The sequence below is a fragment of the Promicromonospora sp. NPDC060204 genome, assembly GCF_042728455.1.
GTDB lineage: Bacteria > Actinomycetota > Actinomycetes > Actinomycetales > Cellulomonadaceae > Promicromonospora.
Genome location: NZ_JBHWZO010000021.1, coordinates 1 through 13,099, shown reverse-complemented (window position 1 = coordinate 13,099; position 13,099 = coordinate 1). Strand labels below are relative to the sequence as shown.

Annotated in this window: 12 protein-coding genes; 5 read left to right on the top strand and 7 right to left on the bottom strand. The window is 75.5% G+C overall.

The window, feature by feature from the left end; translation table 11 throughout:
- Nucleotides 1–12: 12 nt before the first annotated feature.
- Nucleotides 13–1,803 (bottom strand): 2-succinyl-5-enolpyruvyl-6-hydroxy-3-cyclohexene-1-carboxylic-acid synthase, encoded by a 1,791-nt coding sequence (menD, locus tag ACFWEJ_RS04860; protein ID WP_377228079.1) that lies wholly within the window; start codon nt 1,801–1,803, stop codon nt 13–15.
- Nucleotides 1,800–2,780, bottom strand: coding sequence for an o-succinylbenzoate synthase (locus tag ACFWEJ_RS04855; RefSeq protein ID WP_377228078.1), 981 nt, complete (start codon nt 2,778–2,780; stop codon nt 1,800–1,802). Before ACFWEJ_RS04855 ends, menD begins: the two co-directional genes overlap by 4 nt.
- A 115-nt stretch (nt 2,781–2,895) precedes the next feature.
- Here ACFWEJ_RS04855 and ACFWEJ_RS04850 point away from each other — a divergent pair, with 115 nt between their 5' ends.
- A complete protein-coding gene (locus ACFWEJ_RS04850; protein ID WP_377228099.1) occupies nt 2,896–3,843 on the top strand; it encodes a DMT family transporter in 948 nt (315 codons plus the stop codon).
- 29 nt (nt 3,844–3,872) lie between these two features.
- Here the strand turns inward: ACFWEJ_RS04850 and ACFWEJ_RS04845 are convergent, their stop codons facing one another.
- Nucleotides 3,873–4,475, bottom strand: a complete 603-nt coding sequence (locus ACFWEJ_RS04845) for a gamma carbonic anhydrase family protein (protein ID WP_377228077.1) — start codon at nt 4,473–4,475, stop codon at nt 3,873–3,875.
- 68 nt (nt 4,476–4,543) lie between these two features.
- Between ACFWEJ_RS04845 and ACFWEJ_RS04840 the strand changes: the two genes are divergently transcribed.
- Nucleotides 4,544–5,497 carry a 1,4-dihydroxy-2-naphthoyl-CoA synthase gene (locus ACFWEJ_RS04840; protein ID WP_377228076.1) on the top strand — a complete coding sequence of 318 codons (954 nt, stop codon included), beginning with the start codon at nt 4,544–4,546 and terminating at the stop codon, nt 5,495–5,497.
- A 162-nt stretch (nt 5,498–5,659) separates the two neighbouring features.
- Here the strand turns inward: ACFWEJ_RS04840 and ACFWEJ_RS04835 are convergent, their stop codons facing one another.
- The 3 genes from ACFWEJ_RS04835 to ACFWEJ_RS04825 all read right to left on the bottom strand — a co-directional run bounded on the left by ACFWEJ_RS04835 (nt 5,660) and on the right by ACFWEJ_RS04825 (nt 9,862).
- Nucleotides 5,660–7,378 (bottom strand): ABC transporter ATP-binding protein, encoded by a 1,719-nt coding sequence (locus tag ACFWEJ_RS04835; protein ID WP_377228075.1) that lies wholly within the window; start codon nt 7,376–7,378, stop codon nt 5,660–5,662.
- Nucleotides 7,365–8,618, bottom strand: a complete 1,254-nt coding sequence (locus tag ACFWEJ_RS04830; protein ID WP_377228074.1) for a DUF1611 domain-containing protein — start codon at nt 8,616–8,618, stop codon at nt 7,365–7,367. The genes ACFWEJ_RS04835 and ACFWEJ_RS04830 overlap by 14 nt, the downstream gene beginning before the upstream one ends.
- A 164-nt stretch (nt 8,619–8,782) precedes the next feature.
- Nucleotides 8,783–9,862 (bottom strand): DUF3048 domain-containing protein, encoded by a 1,080-nt coding sequence (locus ACFWEJ_RS04825; protein ID WP_377228073.1) that lies wholly within the window; start codon nt 9,860–9,862, stop codon nt 8,783–8,785.
- 108 nt (nt 9,863–9,970) lie between these two features.
- Here ACFWEJ_RS04825 and ACFWEJ_RS04820 point away from each other — a divergent pair, with 108 nt between their 5' ends.
- Nucleotides 9,971–11,290, top strand: a complete 1,320-nt coding sequence (locus tag ACFWEJ_RS04820; protein ID WP_377228072.1) for an AMP-binding protein — start codon at nt 9,971–9,973, stop codon at nt 11,288–11,290.
- A gap of 85 nt (nt 11,291–11,375) precedes the next feature.
- Nucleotides 11,376–12,245 (top strand): 1,4-dihydroxy-2-naphthoate polyprenyltransferase, encoded by an 870-nt coding sequence (locus ACFWEJ_RS04815; protein WP_377228071.1) that lies wholly within the window; start codon nt 11,376–11,378, stop codon nt 12,243–12,245.
- Between the two features lie 11 nt (nt 12,246–12,256).
- Here the strand turns inward: ACFWEJ_RS04815 and ACFWEJ_RS04810 are convergent, their stop codons facing one another.
- Nucleotides 12,257–12,538 (bottom strand): DUF4229 domain-containing protein, encoded by a 282-nt coding sequence (locus tag ACFWEJ_RS04810; RefSeq protein ID WP_377228070.1) that lies wholly within the window; start codon nt 12,536–12,538, stop codon nt 12,257–12,259.
- 121 nt (nt 12,539–12,659) lie between these two features.
- Between ACFWEJ_RS04810 and ACFWEJ_RS04805 the strand changes: the two genes are divergently transcribed.
- Nucleotides 12,660–13,046, top strand: a complete 387-nt coding sequence (locus tag ACFWEJ_RS04805; protein ID WP_377228069.1) for a PLDc N-terminal domain-containing protein — start codon at nt 12,660–12,662, stop codon at nt 13,044–13,046.
- Nucleotides 13,047–13,099 lie beyond the last annotated feature (53 nt).

Genomic DNA, 13,099 nt, shown 5'->3' with positions numbered 1-13,099 from the left:
CGCACTCAGCGATCAGACGGCGAGGGTGGCGGCCTCCTGGACCCTCGTCGCCAGGGTGCGCGACTCCGTCAGGCGGTCGGCCCGCGGCACCCGCACCTCGATGACCTGGATGCCGTGGCTGGGCGCCTGGAGCGCGTGCCGCAGGGTCGGCACGTCCTTGACCAGCTGGTGGTCCACCCCGTACCCCGCGCACAGCTGCGCCAGGTTCGCCCCGTGCGGCGTGCCGAACACCCGCTCGAACGTGGCGCTCGCGGCGTCGCTCGTCGCGGCCAGCGCCCCGTGCTCCAGGGTCGCGAAGATCGAGCCGCCATCGTCGTTCACCACCACGATCTCCAGGTCCACCTGGTGCTCGTCGGGACCGCGCAGCAGGCCGCCGACGTCGTGCAGGAACGTGAGGTCGCCCAGGAGGGCGCGCGTGCGCAGGCCGCGGCGCGCGGCGGCGAGGGCCACGCCGGCCGCCGTCGAGACGGTGCCGTCGATGCCCGCGAGGCCGCGGTTGGCGAGGACGGCGGGGCCGTCGCCGTCGAGGCCGAGCACCAGCTCCAGGTCCCGCACGGGGTTGGAGGAGCCGACCACGAGCAGGTCGGCGGGGCCCAGGACTCGGGCCACGGCGCGCGCCACGGAGAGGGCGGTCGGGCCGCCGAGCACGGCGTCGTCGCAGGTCGCCTGGTCCAGGACGCGCGCGGCCGCGGCGCCCGCGGTCCGCCAGCGCTCCAGGAACGGTGTCGGCTGCTCGGCGGCGGGCTCGAACCAGACGGGCGCCAGGCCCGGCAGCACGACGGCGGCGTTGCGCGCGGCGTCGGGCCAGGGACCCGCGCCCGGCGCGACCACGGTGACCGCCACGGACGGGCGGCCCAGCAGCCGCTGCACCGGCCGCGACAGCGTGGGCCGGCCGAGCACCACCGCCTGCTCGATGCCGTCGGCGAGCTGGTCGGAGCCGAGCAGCAGGCGGTAGCCGGCCACCGCGTTGGGCCCGCCCGTGGCGCCCGACGACGGCTCCGCGAACAGCGGCCAGCCCTGCGCCTCGGCGAGCTGCCGCGCCTCGGGCCCGGCGCCGTCGCCCGCGACGATGACGGTGCGCGCCGGGTCGCCGGGCAGGGCGGGTGAGCCGAAGTGCTGCAGCACGGCGGGCACGACGAGCGGCGGATCGGGCTTGGGGTACCCCTCCTGCGCGGTGTCCGCGGGCCGTCCGGGCAGCGGGGCCGACGGCGTCAGCGGGTCCCGGAAGGCGAGGTTGACGTGCACCGGCCCCGGGTGTCCCGAGCGGAACCCGAGCGCGGCGCTGACCGCGCGGGCGGTGACGCTCCGCAGGTCGCGGACCGCACCGTCGTCGAGGCCGGACCCGGCGGCCGGGTCGTCCGGGCCGAGACCACCGGCCGGCGCCGGGACGTCCACGGCGTACCGCACCGCGGAGCCGAAGATGCCCACCTGGTCGGTGGTCTGCGAAGCGCCGGTGCCGCGCAGCTCGTGCGGCCGGTCGGCGGTGAGCAGGATGAGCGGCAGGCCCGTGTGGCTCGCCTCCAGCACGGCGGGGTGCAGGTTCGCGACGGCGGTGCCCGACGTCGTGACGACGGCGACCGGCGCGCCCTCCGAACCCTTGGACAGGCCGAGCGCGAGGAAGCCGGCGTCGCGCTCGTCGATCCGGACGTGCAGCGTGAGCTGGTCGGCGTCCGCGGCCTCGGCCAGCGCATAGGCCAGGGGGGCGCTGCGCGAACCGGGGGCGAGCACGACGTCCTGCACACCCCGGGTGACCAGGTCGGCGACGAGTGCTCGGGCGGCGGCCACGGCGGGCGGGATGGTCATGCGTCCTCCAGGATCCGGGTCAGGCGGTGGTACCGGGCGAGCCAGCGGGCGGTCGTCGGGCCGTCGGCGGGCGTGGCCGCGAGCGCCTCGGGTGACGGTTCCGGACGGTGCACGGGGAGCGCGCCGTCGACGGGCAGCAGGGGCTCGGCGACGACGTCGTGCACCAGGAGCTGGGACGTCGCGAGCCCGCAGGCGTACGGCAGCTCGGGCAGGGCGGCGGCGAGCGCGACGCCGGCGGCGAGCCCCACCGAGCTCTCCAGCGCGGACGAGACGACGACGGGCAGGCCGACCTGCTCGGCGAGGTCGAGGCAGGCACGGACGCCGCCGAGGGGCTGGACCTTGAGGACCACGATGTCGGCGGCCTCCTGGCGCACCACGCGCATCGGGTCGGAGGCGCGGCGGATCGACTCGTCGGCGGCGACGGGCACGTCCTGCTTGCGGCGCACCAGGGCGAGCTCGTCGACGTCGGCGCAGGGCTGCTCGACGTACTCCAGCCCGCCGGCGGCGCGGTCGATCTCGGCGAGGTGGGCCAGTGCCTCGTCCGGAGTCCAGGCGGCGTTGGCGTCGACGCGGATCGCGCCGTCGGGCCCGAGGGCGTCGCGGACGGCGGCGACCCGCTCGATCTCGGCGCCCACGGGTTCGAGCGTGCCGTCGGGGCCGCGCTGGGCGACCTTGACCTTGGCGGTGCGGCAGCCGCCGGACGCGAGCACGATCTCGTGCGCCCGCTCCGGCCCGACGGCGGGGACGGTCACGTTGACCGGAACGCGCTGCCGCACGGGGTCGGGCCAGCCGACGAGCGCGGCCTCGTGCGCGGCGCGCAGCCAGGTGGCGGACTCCTCGTCGTCGTAGTCCCAGAACGGGGAGAGCTCGCCCCAGCCGGCGGGGCCGCGGAGCAGCACGCCGTCGCGCACGTCGATCCCGCGAAAGCGGGTCCGCAGGGGCGTGGACCAGACCACGGGTTCACCGATCAGCAGCACGCCCCCAGGCTATCGACCCGGTTAGCTGCCCGGGTCGCGTTCGGGTCGCGTTCGGGTACGACCAAATGATGTGTTGCACGACCCCGTGGTCGTCGATACTCCACGTGTGTCCCCCATGAACGACGACGGCGATCGACGCGGCCCGACCGCTCGGACGTCGCTGACCGGTCTGGTGGGGCGTGGCCTCGGCGGGGTCCCGCCGACGGCCCTCGTCCTGCTCGGCATCGTCAGCGTCCAGCTCGGCTCGGCGCTGGCCAAGCAGCTGTTCGGCGAGGTGGGCAGCTTCGGGACGGTCGCGCTGCGCCTGTTCTTCGCCGCGGCGATCCTGCTGCTCCTGTGGCGGCCGTCCCTGCGGCTGACTCGTCGGGCGTGGACCGTGGTGGCCGCCTACGGCCTGACCCTCGGCCTGATGAACCTGTGCTTCTACCTGGCGCTGGACCGGCTCCCGCTGGGGATCGCGGTCACCGTCGAGTTCCTCGGGCCGCTCGCGGTGGCCCTGATCGGGTCGAGGCGGTGGCTGGACGCGCTCTGGGCGGTGCTCGCAGCAGCCGGTGTGGTCCTGCTCATGGGTGGCGGCGGCGACGTGGACCTCGTCGGCCTGCTGTTCGCCCTCGGCGCCGGGGTGTGCTGGGGCCTGTACATCGTGGTCAGCGCGGCGCTGGGCCGGCACACCACGGAAGGCAACGGCCTGGCCCTGGGCATGCTCGTCGCGGCGGTGGTCGCGGTTCCCGCCGGCGTGGCCGACAGCGGAGCGGCGCTGGTCCAGCCGTGGGTCCTGGTCGCGGGGCTCGGGCTCGCCCTGTTGTCGTCGGTGGTCCCGTACTCGCTCGACCTGGAGGCGCTGCGCAAGATGCCGCCGCGTGTCTTCGGCATCCTGATGAGCCTCGAACCGGCCATGGCGGCTCTCATCGGCCTCGTCGTGCTCCGGGAGCTGCTGCACTGGTCGCAGTGGATCGCGGTGCTGTGCGTCGTCGTCGCGTCGGTGGGCGCCACGCGCGGCGCGCGCCCCGAGGTCCGGGCGGAGGACGTCGCGCCGGCACAGCACCCGGAGCGCCCGAACTAGACCGCCTCGCCGCTACGTGGTCCCGTCGACTAAGTGGTCCCGTCGACCGGCGCATCGTCGCGGTGCGCCCCGTAGTAGTCCGACTGTCCGCGCATGAGCTCACGCATCGACACGTCCCGCCCCACCCCGTAGACGGTGCCGGGGAAGTCGAGCTCGCGCTGGATCGCCCAGATCTCCTCGTGCCGGTCCGGCGGCAGGATCGTCGCCGGGTCGCCCACGGCCACCCACCCGATCGGCACGAGCGCTCCGGGGGCAAGGACCGTGTTGATCTGCACGACCCCGTGGATGCGCACCTCCGCGCCGGCCCCGATGACGCTGCCGGGGAACAGGGCGGCGCCCGTCGCGACGAACGCCTCCTCCTCGACCCGGGCGCCGTTGACGTGCGCGTGCGGGCCGATCAGGACCGCGGGCCCGATCTCGGCGGGATACCCTCGGCGGCCCCGGACCAGCGCGTTCTCCATGACCACGGTGTCCTCGCCGATCACGACGGCGCCGTCCTCGGCCGTGAGGACCGCGCCGTGCAGGATCCTGGCCCCGGCGGCGATCCGGACGTCACCCACGACGGTCGCGGACGGGGCGACGTAGGCCGACGGATCGATCGACGGTTCGAGACCGCGATGACGAACGAGCATGTGGAGCTCCTCTCTTCGCCGCCACCCTAGGTGCCGACACCGACACCGCCCGAACTAGGCTGGTCCGCGTGAGCACGAGCACCGATCTTCCCCGCCAGGTCTCCGAGACGTTCGACCCGCAGCGCTGGCGCACGGTCGCCGGGTTCGAGGACCTGACCGACCTCACGTACCACCGGGGCGTGGACCGCAGCGGCCCCGAGCCGCGCGACCTGCCCGTGGTGCGCATCGCGTTCGACCGCCCCGAGGTGCGCAACGCGTTCCGCCCGCACACCGTGGACGAGCTGTACCGGGTCATGGACCACGCCCGCATGACGTCCGACGTCGGCACGGTGCTGCTGACCGGCAACGGCCCCTCCCCCAAGGACGGCGGCTGGGCCTTCTGCAGCGGCGGCGACCAGCGCATCCGCGGGCGCGACGGCTACCGCTACGCCGAGGGGGAGAACGCCGACTCGATCGACCCGGCAAAGGCCGGCCGCCTGCACATCCTGGAGGTGCAGCGCCTCATGCGGACCATGCCCAAGGTGGTGGTCGCGGTCGTGGACGGCTGGGCCGCCGGCGGCGGGCACTCGCTGCACGTCGTCGCCGACCTCACCGTCGCCTGCCGCGAGCACGGCAAGTTCAAGCAGACCGACGCCGACGTCGGCTCGTTCGACGCCGGCTACGGCTCCGCCTACTTCGCCCGCCAGCTCGGGCAGAAGCGCGCCCGCGAGGTCTTCTTCCTCGCTCGCGAGTACTCCGCCGACGACGCCGAGCGCTGGGGCTCCGTCAACGAGGTCGCCGCCCACGAGGACCTGGAAGGGCTGGCGCTGGAGTACGCGCGCATCATCGCCGGCAAGTCGCCGCAGGCCATCCGCATGCTCAAGTTCGCGTTCAACGCCGCCGACGACGGCATCGCCGGCCAGCAGGTGTTCGCCGGCGAGGCGACGCGGCTGGCGTACATGACGGACGAGGCGGTCGAGGGCAAGGAGGCGTTCCTGGAGCGCCGCGACCCGGACTGGTCGGCGTACCCCTACTACTACTGACCTCCTGGCTGACTCGCCCAACAGGATTCGCCGAGTCAGCCGATTGGTCGGACGACCTGGCTGACTCGGCAGGCAGGAATCGCCGAGTCAGTGGGGTGGTCCGACCAGCCGGCTGACTCGGCATCGCGGGATCGGTGAGTCAGTCGGGTGGTCGTCTGCGGGTCAGTCGGCGTCCGCCGGGTGGCCCGCCGGCGTGACCGGGGCCCGGGTGGCCGTCAGGCGGAACTCGTCGGCGTCCAGCGCTCGGGCCAGGTCGTCCGACCCCGTGAACATCACGACGCCCGGGTATCCCGCCAGGACGCCCGCGAGGCGCTCCCGCCCCTCCTGGTCCAGGTCGCGGTCGAGGTCGGCGACCAGGAGCAGGGGTGGCTCGCCGTAGACCGCGCGGGCGAGCGCGAGCCGGGCGCGCTGGTCGACGGTCAAGGGCTCCCCGCCGGCGCGCAGCATGGTGCGTGGCCCGTCCGGGAACCGGCCGACGTCGAGGCCGACCGCCTCGAAGACCACGTCGGCCGTGGCGTCGTCCAGGTCGGGACGGCGGTAGCGCAGCGCACGGCGCAGCGTGCCGCGCTCGAACACGCTGCCCCGGGTCGCGAGCCCGACGAGCGCCCGCCCCTCCCCCGGCGCCGCCGCCCGCAGGTTGCGGCCGGCCACCCAGATCTCGTCGGTGGTCCCGGCGGGCGCGAGGTCGAGGCCCATGACCCGCCGCATCAGGCGCAGCGGCGCCTCCGGGTCGCCGCCGAGACCACCGGCGTCCCCGCCGCCCAGGCGGATCCGGGCACCCGGCCCGGCGCGCAGCGGGGAGCCGTCCGGGACGAGGCCGGGGACCACGAGGTGCACCCGGCCGGGCCCGTCCGCGCCGTCCGGCACGTCGGCCTGCGCCGCCGTGCTGCTCGCCAGCTCGTGCTCGGCCTTCCGGCGGGCGGCGTCGGCGAGCGCGGGGACGAGGACCGCCTGGGCGGCCAGGAAGGTCTGGCGGTACTCGACGATGCGCCCCAGGTCGACGATCGGGGTGGAGGCGAGGCCGGCCATGGCCATCGCGGCCACGGTGACGGCCGGGTCGAGCCCGCGCACCACGCCGACGGCGGCGACGGCGAGCGTCGCGAGCAGCGCGGCGACGGTGCCCCCGGCCCGCAGCGCCCCGACGGTCGCCGACCGGTCGACGGCGCGGTCGACCACGTCGTCGGACGCCGAGTCGATGTGGCCGAGCTCGCGGCCGGCGCCGCGCGCCGCGATGATCCCCTCCGAGGCCCCGACGGTGTCGGCGATCCGCGTGGCCATCCGCCCGCGGGCGCGTCGCAGCCGCCGCGACTTCAGGTACGCGGTGCGCGCCCACGGCACCATGACGGCGGCGAGCACGCCCAGCGGGAGCAGGAACCCGAGGCCGAGGAACGGGTCGAGCACCGTGAGCCCGACGGCGGACCCGGCGATGAGCGGGATGCCCGCCGCGAGCGGGCCGACACCCTGCGACACCCAGTTGCGCACGCTCGCGAGGTCGTTGGTGGTGCGGGCCACGGTGATGCCCAGGTGGGTGCTGCCGCCCGGCGTGAGCTCGGACTCGACGAGCTCGCGACGCAGCTCACGCACGTAGTCCTGGCCGAGCCGCTCCGCGACGACCCGCTCCTCGATGCGCAGCCCGCCGATCGCCACCGCCGTCGCCACGATGCTCAGGATCGCGACGACGATCGGCCACGCGCTGCCCGGCCGGAGCTGCGTCAGCGCCCAGGCGCCGACCGCCCCGAGCGCGCCCTGGGCGATGCCGAGCGCGGCGAGGCCGACGACCCAGCGGCGTCGGACGCCGACGAAGATCCTCGGCAGCCCGCCCGGCTCGGGCGACCCCGCGCCCGGCCCGGGCGACCCCGCACCGGACTCACGCGACCGCATGGCCCGCGCCGAGCCGTACGTCCCCGAGCCGCACGTCCCCGAGCCCCGCGGCCCCGAGCCCCGCGGCCGCCCACGCGACGGCGGGCAGGCAGAGGTCATAGGTCGGCACGACGTCGACGTCGAGCGCCCGCCGGGCCTCGGCGGTGGCCAGCGGCGAGGCCGTGAGCACGCCCGACACGACCGACGGCTCGCAGCCGAGGGCCCGCAGGGCCGCGACCCCGCCGCTCGCCCCGAGCGCGTCCCCGGCCGCGAAAACGACGCGGTCGACCACGGAACGGAACGCGTCGTCGACCAGCAGGCGACCGGTCTCGCCCTGGTAGACGCCGTCGGCGATCTCGATGAGCACGACCTCGGGCGCGGGGGCACCCGGCCGCACCGGGGACGCCAGCACGTCCGCCATCGTCGCGAAGACGTCGCGGACGTCCTCGAACGGGAGGCCGAACGTGCTCGGCAGGCCGAAGTCGGTGAAGTCGAGGACGTGGCTCGCGCCCGCGTCCACGAAGTGGTGGGCGTCGTTGCCCGCCCCCGTCCCCGTCGCCTTGCCGGCGTGGACCGTGAGGCCGGCCGCGGTCAGGCCGTGGGCGAGGCAGGCCAGCGTGGTGGACTTGCCGGAGTTCATCGACGTGCCGATGACGGCGATCACCGGGACGCGCGCGGCGTTGCCGCTCGTGATCCCGGCGGCGCGCACCCGGTGCGGCGCGTAGGCCGCGAGGTTGACGACGGCGTCCGACGCGGTGCCCGGCGCCGTGAGCAGGCCGATCGGCTCGATCACCGTCGCGTCCTTGACCGCGGCGTGCTGGTCCACCACGCGCGAGGCGAGCCCGCCGGCGGCGGCGAGGTGGCACGGCCCGAGGTCCTCCGGGAGCACGGCGAGGAACTGGTCGGCGGCGTAGCGCGACCCGTACGCCACGACGATCTCGTCGCCCTCGAACAGGATCTGCCGCCGGGAGACGGGCGACTCGAGCCGGCGGTGCTGGCCGATCGAGACCACGCGCGCCAGCACGACGTCCCCGGGCCGCGGTGCCCGGGTCAGGTCGGTGACCAGGCCGAACGCGGCCGGGTCCTGCTCGATCGCCGCGGCGACGAACCGCGTGGAGTAGGCCTTCTTGGCGCGCAGCAGACGGTGCGCGGCCGGGTCGGGCATCCGCACGGGTGCGGGGGCGGCGTCGGCCCGCAGCGGTGCGGCGACGGGGCGCGGGTCGAGCCCGCGCAGCTCCGGGGAGGTCTCAAGGATGCTCATGGCGGCCACGCTTTCTTGTCGAGGGACGCGATGGTGCGACGTCGTCACTCAACAAGCCCGCCATGAACTCGTGATGAGACCCGGATGAAGGCTTTCTCATCAGCCACGACGGCCGTACGCCGTCGCCGTGCGGGAAGAATACCCGGGCCGGCGGCGGCTCCGGATCACTCCACCTGCCAGCTCCCCTTGCCCTTCGGCACGAGCTCGATCCACGTGTTCCCCGGGTCCAGCAGCACGTGCTCGCCGTCGCCGGTCCGCAGCACGATCGGCGAGTTCAGGTCCTTCTTGGACCACGTCACGGACAGAGCGTGCCCCATCGACAGCAGCGTGCCCTTGCCGCTCCGCCCGGCGAGCCGGTGCTCCGGCACGGGCGCCCCGGCCGGGTCCCGCCACTTGGTGTTGAACACCTCGGTGGAGAGCACCAGGACGTTCCGCGCGGCGTGCCGCCGGCCGTCGGCGGCGACGGACGGCGCGGAGCCCTCGCTGCGCAGGTACTTCCGGTTGTCCTGGTCCCACGTCCAGACGGTGCGCTGCAGCGCGGACAGCCGCACGTCGACCGAGCGCGCCCCCTTGCCGTCCTGCGGCGCCGAACCCCGGCCGACCTTGCTCGCGTACTCGAACTGGGCAGGCGGCGGGCTCGTCCGCTTGCTGTCGGCCTGCTCGACGAAGGTCGGCACGTGGCCGATCACGTTGTGCGGCGCGGCCCGGCCGGGATCGCGCCGGAAGCCGGGGGCGCCCTTGTCCATGATGACCGTCTGGGTGCCCGCCCGCTGCGCCGCGGCGATGAACGGGCCCTGCCCGCCGGAGAACACGAGGATCCCGTCGAGCGGCGCCACGATTGCGGCGTCCATCGGGCGGATGGAACGCACCGGCTCGACGGAGTCCGGGATGTTCGAGTGGTAGGTCGCGACGAAGCGGGTGATGCCGCCCTCGACGACCTCCTCCCACACGATGTCGGCCTCCACCAGGCCGCTCTGCGGCCGTGCGGCGGTCGCGTTCTCGATCTTGATCGACACCGCGGGGCGCTGCGCGACGTCCTCGGTCCGCACGCCCGTGAGCGGCCACACCAGCGGCACTTCCGGCTCGGGCGGCCCGCCCCGGTCGCCCTCGACCGACGCAGCCACCGTGGTGGTGGGCGTCGCCTGCGCCTCGGCGGGGCGGCCCCCGTCACAACCGGTCAGCCCGACCGCCAGCACCATGGCCGCACCCGTGGCACGGACCGCCGTCCTCCAACGCGTGGTCATCGGTACTCCTCCGCGAGTGTTCGGTGCCGAGCCCCGAGGGGTCCGTGTGGCGCACACCTTACAGATCCGCGCGACGCCCGGCCCCTCGAGCGCGCTTACGCTCAGGAGGTGACCCAGACCGACCCCGCGGGCGCCGTGGTGCGCGCCGTCCGGGACGCCCTCGACGGCGGCGCCGTCTACGCCCCGCAGCCCCGCCTGACCGACGCCCCCGTGCCGCCCGGCACCGCGCTCGTGCTCCGGACCTCCGGTTCCACGGGAAACCCGCGCGAGGTCGCGCTGAGCGCCGCGGCCCTACGGGCCTCGGCCGAGGCCACCCACGACCGGCTCGGCGGGCCCGGCCGCTGGCTGCTGGTGCTGCCGCCCACGCACGTCGCGGGCGTCCAGGTCGTCAACCGGACGGTCGTGGCGAGGACCGAGGTCCGCGTCGGCGACCTGACCCCCTTCACGCCCGGCGCGTTCGCCGCCCTCGCGCGGGACTTCCTCGACTCCCCGGGGGCGGACGGGAGCGGGCGGGCCTACGTCTCGATCGTGCCCACCCAGCTCCACCGGCTCGTCGCCGCGGCCGACGGCGGGGAGGGGTCCGACGGCGGCGACGCGACCGGCGACGGAAACCGAGACGCCGGCGCCGGCCTCGCCGCGCTCGCGCGGTTCGACGCCGTGCTCGTCGGCGGCGCCGCGGCCCCCGCCGCGCTCCTGGCCCGCGCGCGGTCCGCCGGGGTCCGCGCCGTGACGACCTACGGCATGTCCGAGACGAGCGGCGGCTGCGTGTACGACGGCGTCCCGCTGGCGGGCGTGCGGGTCCGGCTGGCCGACGCCGCAGGCCCCGACGGCGCGCCCGGCGCCGCGGCCTCTGGCGCACCGACCACGACCGGCGTCGTCGAGCTGTCCGGTCCCGTGCTCGCCGAGGGCTACGTGGGCGACCCCGACGCGACGGCCGCCGCCTTCCGCACCGACCCCGACGGCACCCGCTGGTTCCGCACCTCCGACCTGGGCCGCCTCGACGACGGCCGCCTCACGATCCTCGGCCGGGCGGACGACGTGATCCTCACCGGCGGCGTCAACGTCGCGCCGGCCGCCGTCGAGGACGCGATCGCCGGGCACCTGGCCGGGCGGGGCACGCCGGGCGAGGCGTGCGTCGTCGGCGTGCCCGACGACGAGTGGGGCCAGGCCGTGGTCGCCGTCCTCGCCCTGCCGGGCCACGCGCCCGCCGTCGGCGCGCCGGAGAACCTGGCCGACGGCGGCGGCGAGCTGCTCGCCGGGCTGCGCACCGCCGTCGGCGGGCTGCTCGGGGCCCCGGCGGCGCCGCGCCGCGTGTACGTGACCTCGGCCCTGCCGGCCCGGGGCCCGGGCAAGGTCGACCGCCGGGCGGTGCGCGACGCCGTCGTCCGGGCCGAGCAAAAACTTGACCGGGAACCCGTGCGACCATGACTTCGTTCCTCCGCCAGGACCGGGCCCCGGCCCGGTGCCGCTGTGGCGAGGACCCAGGCACACCCCACGAACGAAGGACACGCTGATGGCCACTGCCGCCGAGTGGATCTCCGGGGCCCGGCCCCGCACGCTGCCGGCGGCGGCCGCCCCCGTCATGGTGGGTACCGGCGCGGCCGCGCAGGTCGACTCCTCCGCCTGGCTGCCCGCGCTGCTCGCGCTGGGCGTCGCCCTCGCGCTGCAGGTGGGCGTCAACTTCGCCAACGACTACTCGGACGGCGTGCGGGGCACCGATCTCGACCGCGTGGGCCCGATGCGGCTCACCGCGTCAGGCGCCGCACAGCCGCGGGCGGTGAAGGGCGCCGCCTTCGCGGCGTTCGGCGTCGCGGGGGTGCTGGGGCTCATCCTGTGCGCGGTGTCGGGACACTGGTGGCTGCTCGCGGTCGGCGCCGTGAGCGTCGTCGCCGCCTGGTACTACACGGGCGGCAGGACGCCGTACGGGTACCGGGGCCTGGGCGAGATCGCCGTGTTCGTGTTCTTCGGGCTGGTCGCGGTGCTCGGCACCACGTACACGCAGGCCGACCGCATCACCTGGCCCGCGGTGCTCGGCGCCGTGGGCGTGGGCCTCATCGCGTGCGCGCTGCTCATGGTGAACAACCTGCGCGACATCCCCACCGACGTCCTCGCCGGCAAGCGCACCCTCGCGGTGCGGCTCGGCGACTACCGGGCGCGCCGCGCGTACATCGCGATGATCTGGGTCCCGGTGCTGCTCGGCGCGCTGTGCGTGTTCTGGGCGCCGTGGACGCTCGTGGTGCTGCTGCTGGTCGGCCCGGCGGCGCTGCTGTCCATCCCGATCCTCGCCGGGGCGCGCGGCAAACTGCTCATCCCGGTGCTGGCGGGCACGGGGCTGTACGAGCTGGGCTACGGCGTCCTGCTCTGGTTCGGCCTGTCGCTCTGAACCTCCCGCGGTCAGTCGGCGCGCAGCTTCTCGTCGACCTCGGCGTCCTCGTGGGCGGCGTCGGCGTCGATCTTCGGGGCCGCGGCCCGCGCGGCGGCACGCCGCTCGGCGCGGCCTGCCATCCACTGCGTCGCGGCGTCGCGCGGCCTGCCCAGGGTCAGGTACGACACCGCCAGGGCGACCAGCACGGCGACGACCGGGAGCAGCCAGCCCCGCAGTCCGACGAGGTACAGCACGCCGAGTGCCGCGGCGACGAGGGCGACACGGAGCAGGGAGTAGATCACGAGGGGCACCCACCCATGGTAGGCCGGGCGCACGCCGCGTCTCGCCCGACGACGGCCCGGCAGGCGACAACGGGGCGAACGTCACGTCGAGGGCTGCCCCGCCCGCGCCAACCCACCGTAGGCTGGGGGTATGCCTCGCGTACTCCTGATCTTGGTGGTCGTCGGACTCATGGCGTATGCCCTGACCGATGTCTGGGGCGCGGACGAGGACGAACGCGCAGGTCTGCCCCGGTGGCTCTGGGTGCTCCTGATCGTCCTCCTGCCCCTGCTCGGCGCGATCTCGTGGATCGTGGTGCGGGTCAGCCGCCGCTCCGGCGCCGGACCGGCCTCGGGCCCCGGCTCTGGCGGAACCCGCCCGACCGCTCCCCCGCGGCCCGGCCCGCGCCGCCCCTCCGGCCCCGTGGCCCCGGACGACGACCCGGAATTCCTCTGGCTGCTGGAGCAGGAGAAGCGCAAGCGTGAGCGCGAGGCCCGCGGCCGCCAGGAGGCCAAGGACGACGACGCCGAGAGCAACTGAGCCTCGGGAACGAGCTTCGAGAAAAGACCAAGGGCACCGGATCCGCGCGGATC